Origin of the sequence: Fictibacillus barbaricus, assembly GCF_031457135.1 — a bacterium.
Taxonomy (GTDB): domain Bacteria; phylum Bacillota; class Bacilli; order Bacillales; family Fictibacillaceae; genus Fictibacillus; species Fictibacillus barbaricus_A.
In genome coordinates this window covers 241,246-260,287 of sequence record NZ_JAVDWA010000004.1, presented here as the reverse complement: position 1 = coordinate 260,287, position 19,042 = coordinate 241,246, and the positions used below count along the sequence as shown (strand labels likewise).

Sequence of the window (19,042 nt, the reverse complement as noted above, 5' to 3'; positions counted from 1 at the left end):
GAATTGCATGAATATAAGGTGTAAGCGTTTTACAGCCTTGATAATAACGATGGGCAATGTTTAAATAAGGAAGGATTATAGTAACAAGTGAGATAGAAGTGTGCGATTTGCGCCCTTCTTTTTCATTTAATAAGAAGGAGATGGCTATTTTGGCTAAAATTATTGCAATTAATGCCGGGAGCTCGTCCTTAAAGTTTCAACTTCTTCAAATGCCAGAAGAAGAAGTATTAACAAAAGGGCTTGTTGAACGTATTGGATTAAATGATTCTGTTTTCACGATTGAAGTGATTGATGAAAAAATTAAAGAAATAAAAGATATACAAGACCATTCTGAAGCAGTTTCTATGCTTTTAGATAAATTGATTAAACATCAAGTCATTTCTTCACTTGATGAAATCGAAGGAATTGGACACCGTGTCGTTCATGGCGGAGAAAAGTTTAATGATTCTGTCTTAATCACGGATGAGATCTTAAAAGAAATTGAAGAAATTTCTTATCTTGCTCCACTTCACAATCCTGCAAACGTTGTTGGAATTAAAGCCTTCAAAAAAGTGCTTCCGAACGTTCCGGCGGTTGCAGTATTTGATACAGCCTTTCACCAATCGATGCCTGAGAAATCTTTCTTATACAGTTTGCCTTATGAATATTACGAAGAGTATGGCATCAGAAAATACGGTTTTCATGGTACAAGCCATAAGTATGTAACTGAAAGAGCGTCAGAATTGTTAGGACGTCCTGTTGAACAACTTCGTCTTCTTTCATGTCATTTAGGAAACGGTGCGAGTATTGCCGCGATTGAAGGCGGAAAATCGATTGATACATCTATGGGATTCACTCCGCTTGCAGGTGTTACAATGGGAACGCGCTCAGGTAATATTGACCCTGCCCTTATTCCGTATATTATGCAAAAAACAGGTCAAAGCGCTGAAGAAGTATTGAATGTTCTTAACAATAAAAGCGGTATGTTAGGCGTTTCAGGTTTCTCTTCTGACCTTCGTGATATTGAAAGTGAAGCAGAAAAGGGAAATGAACGTGCTGAACTTGCACTAGAAGTATTCGCTAGCCGTATTCATAAATACATCGGGTCTTATGCAGCAAGAATGGCTGGGATTGATGCGATTATTTTCACAGCAGGTATTGGTGAAAATAGTACGGCAGTTCGTGAACGTGTACTTCGCGGACTTGAATTTATGGGAGTTTATTGGGATCCAGCTCTTAACCAAGTTCGAGGGAAAGAGGCGTTTATCAGCTACCCACATTCTCCTGTAAAAGTTATCGTGATTCCGACAAATGAAGAAGTTATGATCGCTAGAGATACAATGCGCCATGCGATGTAATACTATTTTTAAGCAATCTTTTCCATGTTCCTAACATGAGAAAGGGTTGCTTTTTCTTTTTTAAATGCTCTTTTTTAAAAGATTGTTGCTTTTTATTCTTATTTTATTGTCTTCTTTAATAGCTGATTGGAGTAGAAGGTGCGAGACTCCTGCGGGACAGGCGGGCAGTCCGAAAAGCGGAAGCGGTTTGGTCAGCCCCGACAAGCAAAAGGGAAATGGGTTAAGAAGGCGCTTTTTGCCTTCTGGACCATTAAACTTTTGACCTCGAGGAGCTAACTGCTGCAGCTAGACAGTCCGAAAAGCGGAAGCGGTTTGGTCAGCCCCGACAAGCAAAAGGGAAATGGGTTAAGAAGGCGCTTTTTGACTTCGGGACCATTAAACTTTTGACCTCGAGAGGCTAACTGCTGCAGCTAGACAGGTGAGACACTTAAAAGTGAAACGTACGAATGTGGCTCACCGTCAGCACCGCGGAAAGCGAGTGTCATGGAACGGAAATCAACAACTTTCAAAAGCAACAGTGTATGCGAAAACAGCCTTTTTAAAAGAAGGAATAAGGGGGACCCATAGAGTAATGTGTTTAAGTGATTAAAACATAGTGCATTTTTAAAAAGTTTTTCTTCTAAAGGCTTTTTTCTAAAAGATTGTTGCTAAAAAGAGGTTTTGAAGTTCTTCATTGTAAATTTGGTTGGAGTGGAAGGTGCGAGACTCCTGCGGGACAGGCGGGCAGTATGAAAAGCGGAAGCGGTTTGGTCAGCCCCGACAAGCAAAAGAGAAATGGGCTAAGAAGGCGCTTTTTGCCTTCGGGACCATTAAACTTTTGACCTCGAGGGGCTAAGCGCTGCAGCTAGACAGGTGAGACACTTATATGTGAAACGTACGAATGTGGCTCACCGCCTGCCCCGCGGAAAGTGAGCATCCTGAAACGGAGATCAACTGCACTCAAGAACAACAATGATTACGAAAACAGCATTTTTATAAAAAGAGGAGAAACTGCATATGTACAAAAAAGAACTGTACCTATATATAGGTGATCGACCCGTTAAAGCTGTTGTTCGAAATTATAAGACCAATGATTTTAAAGCGCTTATTGAAATTCAAAAAGAAAGTTTTCCTCCCCCGTTTCCATCAGATCTTTGGTGGAACGAAGAACAGTTAAAGAACCACGTTGCACTTTTTCAAAATGGTGCATTATGTGTAGAGATTGACGGTGTGATTGCCGGATCAATGACAGGACTGTTAATTAGCTTTGATCCAGCACATCCTGAGCACACATGGGAAGAAGTTACGGATAGTGGATATATTCGAAACCATGAAAACAGCGGCAATACTCTATATGTAGTAGATATATGTGTCCGGCCATCTTACCGGAAGTTCAATCTTGGAAAACTTCTTATGCAATCCATGTATGAAGTTGTTATTCATTTAGGAGTAGATCGGCTGATTGGCGGAGGAAGGATGCCAGGCTATCAAAGGCATGCTGAAAAAATGTCTCCTCAAGAATACGTTCAATCAGTGATGGCTGGTGATTTATACGATCCAGTCATTTCTTTTTTACTGCGATCAGGAAGGACTCCTGTTGCAGTTGTATCAAATTATATAGAGGATGCAGAATCACAAAACAATGCTCTTTTAATGGAGTGGAAAAATCCATTTAAATAAGATTGTCTTGCTACCTGCGAATTTTTTACTTCACGCTTTTTTTAAAGTAAACTATAAAAAAGATCATTGGAGGGATAATATGCATTTCACCGATCGTGAAGAACAGATCTGGCAAGAAATCCAGAATTGGGAACAAGACTTTTTTACATATGAACCAACGGATTTTGGACGTACTTACGAAAAATGGGCTACAGGACAGATGGACCTTTTATCTGAGGATATGCAAGGGAAAATCGGTGAATATGTTGATACAGTATTATTTCATATACATGCGCTAATACAGAACTCTCAATTTCAGCTTGATATGAAACAAAGACTTTTATCCGAAGCACGTGTGTTCCGGGATGATATTTTTGAAATTGTAGATTTAAAAAAATGTACAGTCGATCAATTGTCTTATATGGCTGATCAGCAAATTGCACGTAACCGTCTTTTGTCTTTTACACAGGGTGGTCTTGCAGGAACTGGCGGGATTTTATTTTTAGGTACGGATTTTCCTGCGATGATCACGCTAGGGATCAGATCCGTTCAATCCATTGCTATGCATTACGGCTATGATATTCAAAGACCTTCTGAGATGATGCGTTCTTTAAAAGTGTATCATGCCGCAACAATGCCAAAACGATATCAGCAAGAAAAATGGGATGAATTGATGGAAGAAATCCACCAAGAAGAAGATCCAATCTTTTATGCAGGTAATGATGTGGTTGCGGATATTTCCTGGATGTCGCACCCGATTCAGCAAATTGTAAAAATGATGGCCATTCTACTTTTAAGAAAAAAGCTGACGCAAGGACTGCCGATTTTCGGAATGGCAGTTGGTGCTGTCATGAACTATCAGCAATCCAGAAAAATTACAGAAATTGCCCATAAATTTTATCAAAAACGTTATCTGTTAGAGAAATATAATAACTAGGAGCCTATACATGAGTGTTCAAGAGCATAAAAAGGAAGCTCCCGATTATGCAAGCTGCATGGTCGTAACAGTGAGTGATACGAGGAACGAAGAATCAGACAAGAGCGGCAATCTAATAAAATCACTTCTCAAGATGCATAAACATACTGTCTATGAATACCGGATTGTTCACGATGACCAAGCATGGATAAAAGAAGCAACAATGTATGCGGCATCAAATGATAATATAGATATCATCATTTTTAATGGTGGGACTGGAATTGCTCCAAGAGATGTGACGATTGAAGCACTGCAGCCCTTATTTGAAAAAGAAATACCAGGCTTTGGAGAACTTTTTCGTATGTTGAGTTACACAGAAGATATCGGATCAGGTGCTTTGCTTAGCCGTGCTGTGGCAGGTACGATTAAAAAGACAGCCGTTTTTGCATTGCCTGGTTCTTCAGGAGCCGTTAAGCTTGGGATGGAAAAATTAATATTGCCTGAAATTACGCACGTTGTTCAGCAGCTGCGAAAATAGAAGAGCTGGCTCATGATAATGTGAGCCAGCTTTTTATGTGGATTTAACCATGTATTTTAGACGATACGTGCTGATTGAGCCGGTACCACAGCCATAAATCATTGATAACAGAAGCAAGTGCAGATATTTTATGATTTAACTGGCAAGAAACTTCGAAGTTTTCCTCTAGTGATAAACGATCTTGCAGTCCATTAATCTCCTGTTCTATTGCACCGATGCGATCAGGTATACCTCCTCTAATTTTTTCCCACTGCAAAAGAATTAAAGATTGTTCATTGTTTTTATATTCATCCCATTGTTTCGTTAAGCGTGGAATTGAAATCCCAAGTCTTTCATCCCAAACAAAGTTATCATGCATGGTAGATCACCTCTTTTTCTATTGTACAAAACAAGGCGCTAACAGGCTAGGTGTTACGACTTTGTGATTTTTTATTCATTTTCAAGAATAACCTTGCATTTATTTCTCATTTTTTGTTATAGTATTTACTATCATAAATAGTATTTTTATAAATTGTTTTGCATAAAAATAAATACTTATTCAGTTTTTACTATTCAGGAGGAGAGATATATATGAAGAAAAAAGTAGTATTAGCATATTCAGGCGGTTTAGATACATCGGTGGCAATTCCATGGCTCACTGAAAAGGGCTATGACGTTATCGCTTTATGTTTGGACGTTGGAGAAGGAAAAGATCTTCCGTTTGTACAATCTAAAGCACTTTCAATCGGGGCATCAGAATCAATCGTATTAGATGTTCAAAAAGAATACGCAGATGATTATGCATTAGTAGCTTTGCAGTCACATGCTTTATATGAAGGGAAATACCCATTAATCTCAGCGCTAAGCAGACCGCTTATTGCAAAAAAATTAGTTGAAGTCGCGAGAAAATATGATGCTTCTGCTGTTGCACATGGCTGTACTGGAAAAGGAAATGACCAAGTTCGTTTTGAGGTTTCTATTGCTGCTCTTGCACCTGATTTGGAAGTATTGGCACCTGTTCGTGAGTGGAGCTGGTCTCGTGAAGAAGAAATCCAATATGCTAAACAGCATGATATTCCAGTACCAATCAAGAAAGAAAGTCCTTTTTCAATTGATCAAAACTTATGGGGAAGAAGCAACGAATGCGGAATTCTAGAAGATCCTTGGGCAACTCCTCCTGAAGATGCTTACGAAATGACAACACCATTAGAAAATACACCTGACAAACCAGAATTTGTTGAGATTGGATTCGAAAAAGGTATACCCGTTTCATTAAATGGTGAGAGGCTTACTCTCGACAAACTCATCCATCAATTAAATGCAATCGGCGGAGCACATGGTGTAGGACGCATCGACCATGTGGAAAATCGTCTTGTTGGTATTAAATCACGTGAAGTATACGAATGCCCTGCTGCAACAACTTTAATTAAGGCACACAAAGAACTTGAGGATCTTACGCTAGTAAAAGAAGTTGCTCATTTCAAACCGATCATTGAGAAGAAAATGACGGAATTAATTTATGAAGGACTTTGGTTTTCGCCTTTAACTGCTTCATTAAAAGCATTCTTAAACGAGACACAATCGTATGTAACGGGTTCTGTCCGCGTTAAGCTATTTAAAGGTCATGCAATTGTTGAAGGGAGAAAATCACCGTTCTCTTTATATGATGAAAAATTAGCAACTTATACTTCTGAAGATATGTTTGATCATGGTGCTGCTAAAGGATTCATATCACTTTGGGGACTTCCGACAAAAGTAAGCAGCATGGTTCAAAAAAATGAGGTGAAAGTGTGAAAAAATTATGGGGAGGCCGTTTCTCCAAACAGCCAGAAGAATGGGTAGATGAATTTGGAGCTTCGATTTCTTTTGATCAGCAATTAGCCAGTCAGGATCTTACAGGCAGTTTGGCACATGCTAAGATGCTTTTTGAATGCGGCATTATTGAAAAAGAGGCATATGAAAATATAAAACAAGGCTTATTGAGTCTTAAAAAAGAGGAAGAAAAAGGTGATCTTCAATATGCTGTTCAATATGAAGATATTCACCTGAATCTAGAAAAGCTCTTAACTGACAAAATCGGAGCGGATGGAGGCAAACTGCATACGGCTAGAAGCCGTAATGATCAAGTTGCGACAGATCTTCATCTTTTCGTCAAAGAAGAAACGGTATTGATCATGGATCATATTGATGAACTGCAAAAAGCTCTGTTGAATCTTGCAGGAGAGCATGTTGAAACGATGATCCCTGGCTATACACATTTACAGCGTGCACAGCCTGTATCATTTGCACATCACTTGCTTGCTTATTTTTGGATGCTTGAACGAGATAAAGAAAGGCTGCAGGACAGCTTAAAAAGAACGGATATTATGCCGCTCGGTGCAGGTGCGCTTGCGGGAACAACTTTTCCAATCGACCGCAGCATTACAATGAATGAACTCGGTTTTGCAAAAAAATATTTGAATAGTCTTGATGCTGTAAGTGACAGAGATTTTGCAATTGAATCCTGCAGTAACGCATCACTTGTTATGATGCATCTTTCACGTTTTTGTGAAGAACTTATTATTTGGTCTTCTGAAGAATTTGGATTTGTTGAGATCAGTGACAGTTTTACTACTGGAAGCAGCATGATGCCGCAAAAGAAAAATCCGGATATGGCTGAATTAATCCGGGGAAAAAGCGGAAGAGTGTACGGCTCGCTAGTCTCATTGCTGACTTTAATGAAAGGTTTGCCGCTTGCTTATAACAAAGATATGCAAGAAGACAAAGAACCGGTTTTTGATACGATCAAAACAGTAAAAGGCTGTCTAAGTATCATGACTGGTATGATCAATGAATTAAAGGTCAATGAAGAGCGTATGAATAATGCTGTTCATCAGGATTTCTCCAATGCTACAGAACTTGCTGATTATTTAGCTAAGAAAGGCATTCCTTTCCGTGAAGCACATGAACTTGTAGGAAAGATGGTTCTTTTATGCATTCAAAAAGGATGCTATTTATTAGATGTCAGTCTGGATGAATATAAAGAGTGGTGTCCGATTGTTGAAGAGGATATCTTTGAGGTTCTTTCACCCAAACATGCTGTAGAAAGAAGAAATTCTGAAGGCGGTACTGGTTTCCAGGCGGTTCGTCAACAGCTCGAAGCTGCAACATCTATTCTTATCGCTGCCAAAAATTAGCCGAGATAACTTTTCCTTCTTAACAGAAACTAATAAATAGTTTGAGCATAAGGAGGAATAGACATGGATAAAAATAAGCCACAAGATCAGCAAGCTCAATTCGACTCAGAAGGTGAGCTTACTGTTCATCAGCAAATTACGGAAGCATATCAGAGTGGTGTTATCGATAAGGTCGATCAAGGCCAGCAGCGCACTAAATTAGATGAAGAAGAAAGTTTAAGCTAACAGAAGGCCCAAAAGGTTTGTGAAACATTCCTTTTGGGCTTTTTTCTGTAGCTTAAGGGCGTGAATAATAAAGTCTGGATTGTTTTCTTTATTATGTATGGAATCGCAGCAAAAAGGGAAACTTAAGTGCTGATTTAATTTATTAATAGAAGTTTAACATTGTTCTATTTGTTTCTTTTTATTTAACTTTTTTGATGGTATGGTAACTATAAATAAGATGAAAAAAATTCCAATTACATATCAGGGAGGGAAACAAAATGAAAATAGGTGTTCCGACAGAGATTAAAAATAATGAAAATCGAGTTGCAATGACTCCTGCTGGTGTTTTAAACCTTGTCGCTTCTGGTCATGAAGTATTTATACAAAAAGGTGCAGGTGAGGGTTCAGGTTTTACGGATGAAGAATATGAAAATGCAGGTGGAGTAATCGTAGAAACACCAGCACAAGCATGGTCAATGGATATGGTAATGAAAGTAAAAGAACCACTGCCGGAGGAATATTGCTTCTTTCATGAAGGATTAATTCTGTTTACGTATTTACATTTAGCGCCTGAACCTGAACTTACAAAAGCTTTAACCGATAGTAAAGTGGTTGGCATCGCATACGAAACTGTTCAATTACCTAATAATTCATTGCCGCTCCTCACTCCGATGAGTGAAGTAGCAGGGAGAATGGCTGCCCAAATCGGTGCTCAGTTTTTAGAAAAACCAAAAGGCGGAATGGGAGTTCTTTTAAGCGGAATTCCTGGTGTGAAAAGAGGAAAAGTAACGATTATCGGAGGCGGTGTAGTCGGTACAAACGCTGCCAAGATTGCAATGGGTCTAGGTGCAGATGTTACGATTATTGACTTGAGTCCTGAGCGGCTACGTCAATTGGATGATATTTTCGGCAATGAAATCAATACACTAATTTCAAATCCTTTAAATATTGCAAATGCCGTGGCAGAGTCTGCTCTAGTCATCGGGGCAGTATTAATTCCTGGAGCAAGAGCACCGAAGCTTGTTACGGAAGAAATGATCAAAGGGATGCTGCCCGGTTCTGTCATTGTTGATGTTGCGATCGATCAAGGCGGTATTTTTGAAACAGTTGATAAAATTACGACACACGACAATCCAACATATGAGAAACATGGTGTGCTTCACTATGCAGTAGCGAATATGCCAGGAGCAGTTCCACGTACTTCAACGATAGGACTAACAAATGTAACCGTTCCATATGCCCTGCAAATTGCCAATAAGGGTTATGTAAGAGCATGTCTGGATAACGAAGCCCTGTTAAAAGGCATAAATACATTAGATGGATTTGTAACATACAAAGCAGTTGCGGAAGCTCATCAGCTTGATTATAAAGAAGCGGGTTCTTTATTAGCGCAAATGCAGTAATTTAATAAAATTGCTCTTAGAAGTAGCTGATCTCCGTTTCAGGATGCTCGCTTTCCGCGGGGTGTGCGGTGAGCCCCCTCTTCGCTTTGCGAAATGAGAGGTCTCTCCTGTCCCACTGATCCCGCAGGAGTCTCGCACCTTACTCTCCGATCACCTTGTCAATGAAGACTCTTAATCTTAATGAAATGACATAAAAGCAACAAACTTTTAGAAAAGCCCCTTTTTACAGAAAACGAGGATCTAAAAGCGGGTATCACCTACTCCTCTGATTGGTTAAATAGCAACAAAGTTTAAAAAACAGCCGAACTTAAAAAGTCCGTATTCGGACTTTTTTTTGTTTGAAATAAAGGGTATATAAAGAATTATAGCTAATATATAACGAAACAGATTTATTGAACGAAAGGAGAGTTTTTTTATGAAAATTACGTATCATGGACATTCAGTACTGGAAATTCAAAATGGGGAATATTCGATTTGGATTGACCCTTTTATTAGCGGAAATGGACAATGTAAAATTAGCGCTGATGACGTAAAAGCGGATGTTATCTTATTAACGCATGGTCATGGAGATCATGTTGGTGATACCGTAGAAATTGCCAAAAGGAACAACAGTTTAATAGTGGCGCCATTTGAACTTGCTAATTATTTAGGTACAAAAGGTGTAGAGGTTCACCCTATGCACATTGGAGGAAGCCGTCAGTTTACTTGGGGTAAAGTTAAATTTACTCAGGCCTTTCATGGTTCAAGTTTTGAAGAAGAAGATGGAACAATTGTATATACGGGAATGCCATCAGGAATTTTATTTTCAGCAGATGACAAAACAATCTATCATGCAGGAGATACGGCTCTGTTTTCAGATATGAAGTTAATTGGAGAGTTAGCGAAACCTGATGTTGCGTTTTTGCCAATTGGAGATAACTTTACAATGGGACCAGAAGATGCACTAATTGCAGCCAAATGGATCGATGCTCCAATCACTGTACCCATACATTTCAATACATTTCCTGTCATAGAACAAGATGCAGAAGAATCATTTGTTTCGAAACTAGGGGATAAAGGAAAATTGCTTCAAAGCGGTGAAACCTTAAACATATAAATGATTCTAACCTCTCTTTCTATGCATACCAATGGTAGTAAGGGAGGTTGTATTTATGAATCAAGAGAAAATTGTGAAGTTCCTCTTACTGGTCGTGTTATTTTATTCGGCATTACCGGTATTGTCTTTTCATGGTCCGCTCATGCATACGGTATTCTCCATTACATGGACAGCGTTTGCTTGTATTTTGCTGCTGGGCCTTCTTGTTAAAAAGGAACCTGTCAGAATGGTATCTGTAAAAAAGAAAACATCTCACACTATTCACCATTCACAAAAAAGAGTGCACATGGAAAGTTGAGTTTCTGTTCCATTGACTGTATAATCTGTATTAGTCAATTAACTGAAACAGATAGATACAGGTAAAAGGAACGGTGAGAGTATTGCTAACAAAGCATGAACAAATTTTGCAGCACATTTTGGGGCTTGATGTTGGGTCTAAGATTTCAGTCCGGCAAGTCGCAAAGGATTTAAATGTAAGTGAAGGTACTGCCTATCGAGCGATAAAAGAAGCGGAAAATCAAGGAATTGTAAGTACGATCGAACGGGTAGGTACCATTCGAATTGAAAGACAAGCTAAGAGCAATATTGAAAAACTCACTTTTGCCGAAGTCGTCAATATTGTTGAAGGACAAGTGCTCGGCGGACGAGCAGGACTTCACAAAACATTGCATAAATTTGTAATCGGTGCCATGAAACTTGAAGCAATGATGCGTTATGTGGATGCAGGAAGTTTATTAATTGTCGGTAACCGGGTAAATGCACACGAACTAGGATTAAAAGCGGGAAGTGCTATCCTCATCACAGGTGGTTTCGATACAGAAGAAGAGGTAAAAAGACTAGCAGACGAATTGCAGCTTCCTGTCATTTCGACCAGCTATGATACATTTACGGTTGCTACCATGATCAATAAAGCCATACATGATCGTTTAATAAAAAAAGAGATTGTTCTTGCGTCTGATATTTTGATACCAATAGAGGATACACACTATTTATTTCAGACGGATGAAGTAAAAAGATGGCACGAATTAAATCAAGAAACAAATCATAGCCGCTATCCAGTGGTAGATCAAACGAATCGAGTCACAGGTATCGTTACTTCTAAAGACATCATTGGGATTCCGGAAACTACCCAAGTCGAAAAAGTAATGACCCGTTCACCTCTAACTGTAACGGAAAAAACGTCAGTCGCCGCTTGTGCACATATGATGATCTGGGAAGGTATTGAACTTCTGCCTGTTACAGGGGCTTCCCATAAATTGATCGGAATTTTAACGAGGCAAGATGTATTGAAAGCGATGCAGATGATGCAAAAACAGCCGCAAGTTGGAGCAACGATAGATGATTTGATTTCCACTGAGCTTAAAGAACATAAATACGATAACCAAATGTCCTTTTCTTGCCTGATCACTCCACAGATGACCAATCATCTTGGTACGGTTTCCTATGGTGTATTAATGACGCTCGTAACAGAAGTTGCCCGTAAGACTCTGCGCAGAATTAAAAAAGGGGACCTTGTTGTTGAAAATGTAACCTTTTATTATATTAAGCCTGTTCAGATCGAGAGTGAGATTGAGTTTATTCCACGAGTATTAGAAGTGAGCAGGAAGTTTGGGAAGATTGAAGTCGAGATTTTTCATGAAGGGAAAATTGTTGGAAAGGCAATGATGATGGCCCAGCTGATTGATCACCGGTCATAAAATAAAAGGCTGTTTTGCCAGAAAGATGCCTGCCTTCTACTGGATATGGTTTGCGTTTGCAAGGAAACCAATGTAAAACATGCATACTCGTACCATGACCTTGCGAGAAGAATACTCAGGTATGGTTTGCTGAACCGTATGACTTGTCAGTAAAAGAGGACGAACAGGATGAACCCAAAAGGACTATGTTTTAGATTTGCTCTCTTTTTAAAGATAGATGCTTTTGGACCGTATTATTCTTTCTCATCATTAGCAAGTTGATTGGAGTGTAAGGTGTGAGACTCCTGCGGGATCAGTGGGACAGGTGAGACCACTCATTTCACAAGGCGAAGAGAGGGCTCACCGCACGCCACGCCCCGCGGAAAGCGAGCATCCTGAAACGGAAAACAACCACTTCCAAGAACATAACAGCCCTTAAAAAAACAACAAAAAAGTCCCTTTTTGAGGGACTTTTTATCCATTCATATTTTGATTTGTACTTTGAGACTCTTTTTTTGCAAGCGTTAAGTAATGCTTGTACATCTTCCATCCAAAAAATAATAGAACCACTCCGTAAACTAAGAAAACAATAGCGATCCAGAGTTGTAACCGGCCTTCTACAGATGTTAATTCATTTAATCCGAATGAAGCGATAAAAGTTCCTAGAGCCATCTTTGCTTTTGAACCTGTCCAGCGTTTATAAAAAAGTTCCTTTGTACGAACTTCCCGAACCTTATAAAACACATAAAGAGCAAAAGAAAGTATAATAAGAATAATAAAAATCGGCATTAACGATTCCCCCATGAATTTACTCCATTACATTGTAAACGTTTAACAACAGAATTGCCACAACGAGGTCAAAAAGGAGCCTGATATGAAAGATCAAATATTAGATGAAATTCAACAATATGACCGCATTATTATTCATCGTCATGTTAGACCTGATCCAGATGCTCTAGGTTCACAGGGAGGATTAGCGAATATCTTAAAAGCTAGTTTTCCGAATAAGGAAATCTATGTTGTAGGTGAAGAAGACCCGAGTCTTACTTTTTTGAACAAGATGGATAGTATTGAAGACCATTTATATGAAGGGGCTTTAGTAATTATTTGTGATACAGCTAACGCACCCAGAATCAGTGAATCCCGCTATTCATTAGGAGATATGACGATTAAAATTGATCATCACCCTAATGAAGATCCATACGGGGACTTGATTTGGGTAGATACTTCTGCAAGCTCTGTCAGTGAGATGATTATGGAATTTTACCTTTTTGGAAAAGAGAAGGGGTTACGATTAAATGATCAGGCAGCAAGACTTTTGTATGCGGGTATTGTAGGAGATACTGGACGTTTTCTATATCCGTCTACAAGTGAGAAGACACATCGATATGCAGCACTTCTTTTAGAAACGGGTTTTAGCCCTTCAGAAATACATGAAAACTTATATAAATCACCTGAAAAACTAGTAAGGCTAAATGGTTATGTACTTCAGCATTTTACCATTTTTGACGGTCGTGTAGGGTACATTCACCTCAGTAAAGAGACGCTGGATGAATTTCATGTCAATGCGAGTGAAGCTTCATTACTCGTGAATTCATTTTCACAGGTAGAAGGATTGTTAGCATGGGTGTTCTTTGTGGATGAGCCTGACCAAATTCGAGTTCGGCTGCGTTCAAAAGGACCCATTGTAAATCAAATTGCTGCACAGTTTAATGGAGGCGGACATCCAAGAGCTTCTGGTGCCACTGTTTACACGAAGGAAGAAACACTTGCTGTATTAAATGCACTGAGAGAAGCGTGTACAGCATTTAGTTCAAAATAAAAAAGGCCTCATCGGGGGGGCCTTTTTACTTTGGTCAATTGCTTTTTTCTGGGATGAACCAGGAACCGACATCTGTAACATCTTCATGAACTTTTAAGTCAAGCTTTAAAAGTTCTTTTTTAATTAATTCTGCCACTTCTTTCGTTTCTGCGAACGCAGAGAAACCATTTTGAATTTCTTTTACCTTTTCACGGGCAAGTTCTTTTCGATTAATAATCATGCAGATTCCCCCAGTATTCACTCTTTATAGTAGTATTTTATACAAATTACCGGGCAAATGCTATTGAACTGCTTAAAGATTCATGAAAACGTAATATTTCGTTCGGAATTTTTAGAAATTTATTTTATAGGATGAACAGAAACATACATTCTGAGTATTCCTGTATATAGATAGAGATGATCGATTTTGACTTTAAACTTCTGTTCATCAACCATATAATCTTTATTTTCGATAGCCTGTACGAGTAATGTGTGGCTCTTTGCGATCGTTTCAGTATCTTCACCTATTAGGTGTTCGAGGTCATCTTCAATCAATTTAACAAGTTGAATCTTTGTCAGATTCGATAGTTTTTGAGAATTGTTAGAAATACGGGCATTAACTTCATGCAGCTTGAATTTTTTTGCTAATTCTTCGTTTGCTCTCTCGTCGTCTGAAGTAAGAATTTCATTTTTTTTCTCGAGATCTTCTATTTTCATTCTTTGTTGATTTATTTTATTGATCAGGCGCTCATGTGCCAAACCAAATTGGAATAAGAAAAAAGCCCAGCCGATGATACAGCCGATCGCAATACCTGCGAAAAAGCGCTGGTAACCTTTTCTCAAATACAGCGGAGGGATTCTCATTAGTTTAAGTTCTCCTGTGTAAGCCAGTGAATGATTAGCATAGCAGTATTTGCGCCTGATATCGCTACAAAGATGTAAGTTAATTGTTTAAAAATCTCGATGGTTGCACCATTTACAAAACTTCTTTCAAAATTATTGATCGTGTCGAACGTACCTCCGATTGCCGCAACGATTGCCCAGATCTTAAGTTTTTTGGCAAGATCCATCATTTCGAGAATAGGGGCTTTTCCAATTAGAAAAGCAGCAAGACCGCCGATCAATGCACCGCCTAAAATAACTCCAAACGCTATTGCAAAATCTAAAATAATGTTTCCAAAGAAATCGCGTACCATGCGAATCCTCCTCTCGTACTCAATGTATGGACAAAACTTCAAAGTATGCTTGTTTTATCGATAAAATAACCGATTTTATGAACAAGTTGACATAAGAAATTGTTACAATAGATAAAAGCTTAATATTCATTAGATTCTTATTTTAAGTGTTCGTTGTTTTTGTTTATCGTTATTATAAAAATAATTCGATGGAAAGCGAGCAACCTGAAAGGGAGATCAACTGCTTTCAAAATGCTCTTTTCTAAAAGATTGTTGCTTCAGGGCATTTATATAATTTGACTCCTATGGCAGGTTGATAGGAGTGCAATGTGTGAGACTCCTGCGGGATATCAGTGTGTCAGTCCGAAAAGCGGATGCGGTTTGATCAGCCCCGACAAGCAAAAGGTGAATGGGCTAAGAAGGCGCTTTTTGCCTTCATGACCATTAAACTTTTGACCTCGAGGGGCTAACCGCTGCAGCTAGACAGGAGAGACCACTTAATATTGCAAGGCGATAAGTGAGCTCTCCGCACACCCCGCGGAAAGCGAGCATCCTGAAACGGAAATCAACTGCTAACAGCTTTCAAAAGCAACAAGATTTACGAAAACAGCCTTTCTTTTAAACAAATTGACGGATGTACTATAATGAAGTTGCAAATAGGTGGGAAAAGGAAGTGAAGGTATGGGATTTGTTCCTTTACATATACATAGTGAATATTCTCTCCTCGAAAGCTCTTGCCGCATAGATGAACTCGTTAAAAAAGCGGAAGAATCGGGTTGTTCGGCACTAGCCTTAACAGATAAGGGGAGTATGTACGGAGCTTTAAAGTTTTACACCGCTTGTTTGAAGGCAGGAATAAAACCAATCATAGGATTAGAGGCTGAAATCGGTGACGAGCCACTGCAGAAAGATCAGACAGGAGCAGCCTCTAAGAACATTCTTTTATATGCCATGGAAAAAGAAGGCTATCAAAATCTGCTTAAGCTTTCTACGATGATACAGACAAAACAGGATGGCGTATATAAACCCATCTCTCATACCGTTCTCTCTGAGCATTCAAGAGGATTAATCGCTCTTTCATCTGGACGTGAAGGAGAAATACAGCAGCTGCTTGCTGCTGAAAAAACAGGAGGAATCCATTTAGAAGAGGTGCTTTCTTATTACAAGCAGACTTTTCCCGATCGGTTTTATTTAGGCATTGAGGACCACGGTACAGGATTCGAGAAAACCTTAAATCTTCAGGTGCAGTCTTTAGCGAGAGAACAGCATATTCCCATTCTTTGTGCGCATGAAACGTATTACCTGAATAAGGAAGATGCACATGCACACGATATCCTTTTATGTATTAAGCATGGGGAAAAATTGAACAATCAGGATCGATATAAATTAGCAACAGGAGAATATTATTTTAAGTCTGAAAAAGAAATGCAAGCACTTTTTTCTCATAATGAAGAGCTGCTGGCAGAGACGCTCAAATTTGCAGAACGCTGTAACTTAGAGCTAAACCTTGGTGAGATAGCTCTTCCTAAATATCCTGTTCCAGGCAATAAAGATAGCTTTGAATATTTAAAGTATCTGTGCAAAAAGGGCACAGAAAACAGATATGGAACAATAACTCCACTGATTGAAAACAGGCTTGAATACGAATTGGGCATTATTCAAAGTATGAAGTTTGAAGATTATTTTTTAATCGTCTGGGATTTTATGAAGTTTGCTCATGATCAAAATATGATAACCGGACCAGGACGAGGATCAGCAGCAGGTTCTTTAGTCGCCTATGTGCTGAATATAACGAATGTCGATCCGATTCATCATAATCTTATCTTTGAACGTTTTTTAAATCCTGAAAGAATCACAATGCCGGATATCGATATTGATTTTCCTGATAATCGGCGAGATGAAGTATTAAGATATGTAGCATCGAAATATGGAACTGACTATGTGGCTCAGATCATAACCTTTGGTACGCTTGCTGCAAAAGCAGCCATTCGGGATGCTGGACGAGTTATGGATTACCCGCCTTCCCTAATCGATTTGACAGCTAAAAATATTCCTTCCCGCCCTGGTATTAGTTTAGAAAAAGCTCTGCAAGAATCACATGGACTGCAGCAAGCTTATTCAACGGATGAAAGTGTAAGGAAGCTAATTGATATTGCCAGTGAATTAGAAGGACTTCCAAGGCATGCATCTACACATGCTGCAGGCGTTGTTCTTTCCCGAAACCCGCTTGTTCAAACTGTTCCGCTGCAAACGGGGCATGATGAGATTCCTTTGACACAATACAGCATGGAGTGGCTGGAATCAGCAGGTTTGTTAAAAATGGACTTCTTGGGTCTTCGTAATTTGTCTTTGATTGAAAATATACTCCTTTCTATAGAAGAAAGAGAAGGTATCTCACTTAATTTGAGTGATATTCCTTTTACAGATCAGAAAACATTTCAGCTATTATCTGAGGGAGATACGACTGGCGTATTCCAGCTGGAGTCTGATGGGATGAGAAAAGTCCTGCAGCAGTTAAAACCGACAGAATTTGAAGATATCGTTGCTGTCAATGCGCTTTACAGACCCGGTCCCATGCAGAACATCCCAGATTATATCGCTGGTAAGCATGGTGAAAAGACTGTTACATATCTTCACCCTGATCTCGAACAAATATTGAAAAGCACATATGGGGTTATCGTTTATCAAGAACAGATCATGCAGATAGCAACAAAGGCAGCAGGTTTTACACTTGGAGAGGCAGATCTGTTAAGGCGTGCTGTCGGTAAGAAGAAGAGAGAGATCTTATTAAAAGAGCGTGAACATTTTGTTGCGGGCTGTTTGAAACAAGGGTATGATGAAAAGTCTGCAGATGCCTTATATGATCTCATTGTCCGATTTGCAGATTATGGTTTCCCGAGAAGTCACGCTGTCGCCTATAGTGTAATTGCTTATCAGCTAGCTTATTTAAAGGCAAATTTCCCAACACACTTTATGGCAGCATTACTTTCAAGTGTTATTGGCAATCATGATAAAGTAAGTCAGTATATTAAAGAATCCAGGCAAAAAGAGATTCCTATTTTTCCGCCATCTATAAAAAAGAGTCAATCATTATTTGTGCCTGAAGGTGATGGTATACGATTCGGACTTTTAGCGATTAAAAACGTCGGTATAAATGCGATTCGTTATATAAGCGAAGAAAATAAAAAGGAGTCTTTTCAGGATCTTTTTGAAATATGTGCCCGCTGCCCTCAAAAAATCATTAATAAACGAACGATAGAGTCGTTGATTTTTGCTGGAGCCATGGATGATTTTGGTCAAGACAGAGCCGTTTTATTAGCTTCTCTTGAAACAGCCGTTGAATACGGTGAAGAAGTACAGGAAATATCGAGAAAAAACCAAATGTATCTTTTCGATGATGATATTAATCTTCCAAAACCGTCTTATATTACGGTTCAGCCTTTTCAAGATAGTGAAAAGCTTAAATTCGAAAAGGAAGCATTAGGCTTTTTCTTTTCTTCCCACCCTCTGGAAAGGTTCAGGTCTGTCCTGAAGAACTGGACAGCAACGAGTATTGGCGATATAAATGAAAAGAAATCTTCCATTCGGCTCGGTGTTCTTGTAGACAAAGTACGTGTGATTAAAACGAAAAAAGGAGAACTGATGGCCTTTCTTTCCATAAGTGACGAAAGCGGCGAAGTGGAGGCAGTTATTTTTCCAATGAACTATGAGGAATATCACGGACTTCTGCAAAAAGGAGAGCAATTGTTTTTGGAAGGCAGTGTGGAAGAACGAAATAATGTTTTACAAGTATTAATTAACAAATGTAAACCATTACGGGAACTCAAACCAAAAAACAAGCCAGCTGTTTTTATTAAAATTGATAAAGAACACAATTCCTCCGAATATTTAAATGCAATAAAAAAGATACTTGATCAGTCCAAAGGAAATGTGCCGGTTGTATTAATCTATGAAGAAACAAGAGAAAAAGTACAAGTCTCACAACGCATTCATGCTACAGAAGAACTCATATTAGAATTACTATCTGTTGCTGGTGAGGGAAATGTCGTGTATAGAAGAAATTAAAAATCTTTACAGCTTGATTACATTTGATATAATGGATG

The 19,042-nt window shown here is 38.9% G+C and carries 19 protein-coding genes; 14 read left to right on the top strand and 5 right to left on the bottom strand.

Going from position 1 to position 19,042, the window contains the following annotated elements; genetic code table 11:
- The first annotated feature begins 149 nt into the window (after positions 1-149).
- The 5 genes from J2X07_RS13640 to J2X07_RS13620 all read left to right on the top strand — a co-directional run bounded on the left by J2X07_RS13640 (position 150) and on the right by J2X07_RS13620 (position 4,429).
- Positions 150-1,337, top strand: a complete 1,188-nt coding sequence (locus J2X07_RS13640) for an acetate kinase (protein ID WP_310259628.1) — start codon at positions 150-152, stop codon at positions 1,335-1,337.
- Between the two features lie 433 nt (positions 1,338-1,770).
- Positions 1,771-1,926: a hypothetical protein gene (locus J2X07_RS13635; protein ID WP_310259626.1), complete on the top strand. Its 156-nt coding sequence runs from the start codon at positions 1,771-1,773 to the stop codon at positions 1,924-1,926.
- Between the two features lie 407 nt (positions 1,927-2,333).
- On the top strand, positions 2,334-2,996 hold the full coding sequence (locus tag J2X07_RS13630; RefSeq protein WP_310259624.1) for a GNAT family N-acetyltransferase: 663 nt from the start codon (positions 2,334-2,336) through the stop codon (positions 2,994-2,996).
- A 79-nt stretch (positions 2,997-3,075) separates the two neighbouring features.
- Positions 3,076-3,912, top strand: coding sequence for an EcsC family protein (locus J2X07_RS13625; RefSeq protein WP_310259621.1), 837 nt, complete (start codon positions 3,076-3,078; stop codon positions 3,910-3,912).
- Positions 3,913-3,922: 10 nt separating this feature from the next.
- Positions 3,923-4,429 (top strand): MogA/MoaB family molybdenum cofactor biosynthesis protein, encoded by a 507-nt coding sequence (locus J2X07_RS13620; protein WP_310259619.1) that lies wholly within the window; start codon positions 3,923-3,925, stop codon positions 4,427-4,429.
- A gap of 43 nt (positions 4,430-4,472) precedes the next feature.
- On the opposite strand, the gene J2X07_RS13615 is transcribed toward J2X07_RS13620, so the two are convergent.
- Positions 4,473-4,787: a hypothetical protein gene (locus J2X07_RS13615; RefSeq protein WP_310259616.1), complete on the bottom strand. Its 315-nt coding sequence runs from the start codon at positions 4,785-4,787 to the stop codon at positions 4,473-4,475.
- Between the two features lie 212 nt (positions 4,788-4,999).
- On the opposite strand from J2X07_RS13615, the gene J2X07_RS13610 reads away from it, so the two are divergent.
- From J2X07_RS13610 to J2X07_RS13580, 7 genes are all read left to right on the top strand, one after another.
- Positions 5,000-6,202: an argininosuccinate synthase gene (locus J2X07_RS13610; RefSeq protein WP_310259613.1), complete on the top strand. Its 1,203-nt coding sequence runs from the start codon at positions 5,000-5,002 to the stop codon at positions 6,200-6,202.
- Positions 6,199-7,584, top strand: a complete 1,386-nt coding sequence (gene argH, locus J2X07_RS13605; RefSeq protein ID WP_310259612.1) for an argininosuccinate lyase — start codon at positions 6,199-6,201, stop codon at positions 7,582-7,584. Before J2X07_RS13610 ends, argH begins: the two co-directional genes overlap by 4 nt.
- A gap of 63 nt (positions 7,585-7,647) precedes the next feature.
- Positions 7,648-7,809: a hypothetical protein gene (locus tag J2X07_RS13600; RefSeq protein ID WP_310259608.1), complete on the top strand. Its 162-nt coding sequence runs from the start codon at positions 7,648-7,650 to the stop codon at positions 7,807-7,809.
- A 257-nt stretch (positions 7,810-8,066) separates the two neighbouring features.
- On the top strand, positions 8,067-9,191 hold the full coding sequence (gene ald, locus J2X07_RS13595; RefSeq protein ID WP_310259606.1) for an alanine dehydrogenase: 1,125 nt from the start codon (positions 8,067-8,069) through the stop codon (positions 9,189-9,191).
- Positions 9,192-9,606: 415 nt separating this feature from the next.
- Complete coding sequence (locus J2X07_RS13590) at positions 9,607-10,287, top strand: metal-dependent hydrolase (protein ID WP_310259604.1); 681 nt, start codon at positions 9,607-9,609, stop codon at positions 10,285-10,287.
- 55 nt (positions 10,288-10,342) lie between these two features.
- Positions 10,343-10,585 carry a hypothetical protein gene (locus J2X07_RS13585; RefSeq protein WP_310259601.1) on the top strand — a complete coding sequence of 81 codons (243 nt, stop codon included), beginning with the start codon at positions 10,343-10,345 and terminating at the stop codon, positions 10,583-10,585.
- Between the two features lie 82 nt (positions 10,586-10,667).
- A complete protein-coding gene (locus J2X07_RS13580; RefSeq protein ID WP_310259839.1) occupies positions 10,668-11,984 on the top strand; it encodes a DRTGG domain-containing protein in 1,317 nt (438 codons plus the stop codon).
- 453 nt (positions 11,985-12,437) lie between these two features.
- Here the strand turns inward: J2X07_RS13580 and J2X07_RS13575 are convergent, their stop codons facing one another.
- Positions 12,438-12,767: a YtpI family protein gene (locus tag J2X07_RS13575; RefSeq protein WP_310259598.1), complete on the bottom strand. Its 330-nt coding sequence runs from the start codon at positions 12,765-12,767 to the stop codon at positions 12,438-12,440.
- Positions 12,768-12,837: 70 nt separating this feature from the next.
- On the opposite strand from J2X07_RS13575, the gene J2X07_RS13570 reads away from it, so the two are divergent.
- The gene (locus J2X07_RS13570; protein ID WP_310259595.1) at positions 12,838-13,785 is read left to right on the top strand and encodes a DHH family phosphoesterase; all 948 of its coding nucleotides are present in this window, start codon (positions 12,838-12,840) and stop codon (positions 13,783-13,785) included.
- 34 nt (positions 13,786-13,819) lie between these two features.
- Here the strand turns inward: J2X07_RS13570 and J2X07_RS13565 are convergent, their stop codons facing one another.
- From J2X07_RS13565 to J2X07_RS13555, 3 genes are all read right to left on the bottom strand, one after another.
- A complete protein-coding gene (locus J2X07_RS13565; RefSeq protein WP_310259592.1) occupies positions 13,820-14,005 on the bottom strand; it encodes a hypothetical protein in 186 nt (61 codons plus the stop codon).
- A gap of 119 nt (positions 14,006-14,124) precedes the next feature.
- Positions 14,125-14,628: a sporulation membrane protein YtrI gene (ytrI, locus tag J2X07_RS13560; RefSeq protein ID WP_310259589.1), complete on the bottom strand. Its 504-nt coding sequence runs from the start codon at positions 14,626-14,628 to the stop codon at positions 14,125-14,127.
- Complete coding sequence (locus J2X07_RS13555) at positions 14,628-14,960, bottom strand: YtrH family sporulation protein (RefSeq protein WP_310259587.1); 333 nt, start codon at positions 14,958-14,960, stop codon at positions 14,628-14,630. Before J2X07_RS13555 ends, ytrI begins: the two co-directional genes overlap by 1 nt.
- A gap of 660 nt (positions 14,961-15,620) precedes the next feature.
- Between J2X07_RS13555 and dnaE the strand changes: the two genes are divergently transcribed.
- A complete protein-coding gene (gene dnaE, locus J2X07_RS13550; RefSeq protein WP_310259584.1) occupies positions 15,621-19,004 on the top strand; it encodes a DNA polymerase III subunit alpha in 3,384 nt (1,127 codons plus the stop codon).
- The last annotated feature ends 38 nt before the right edge of the window (positions 19,005-19,042 follow it).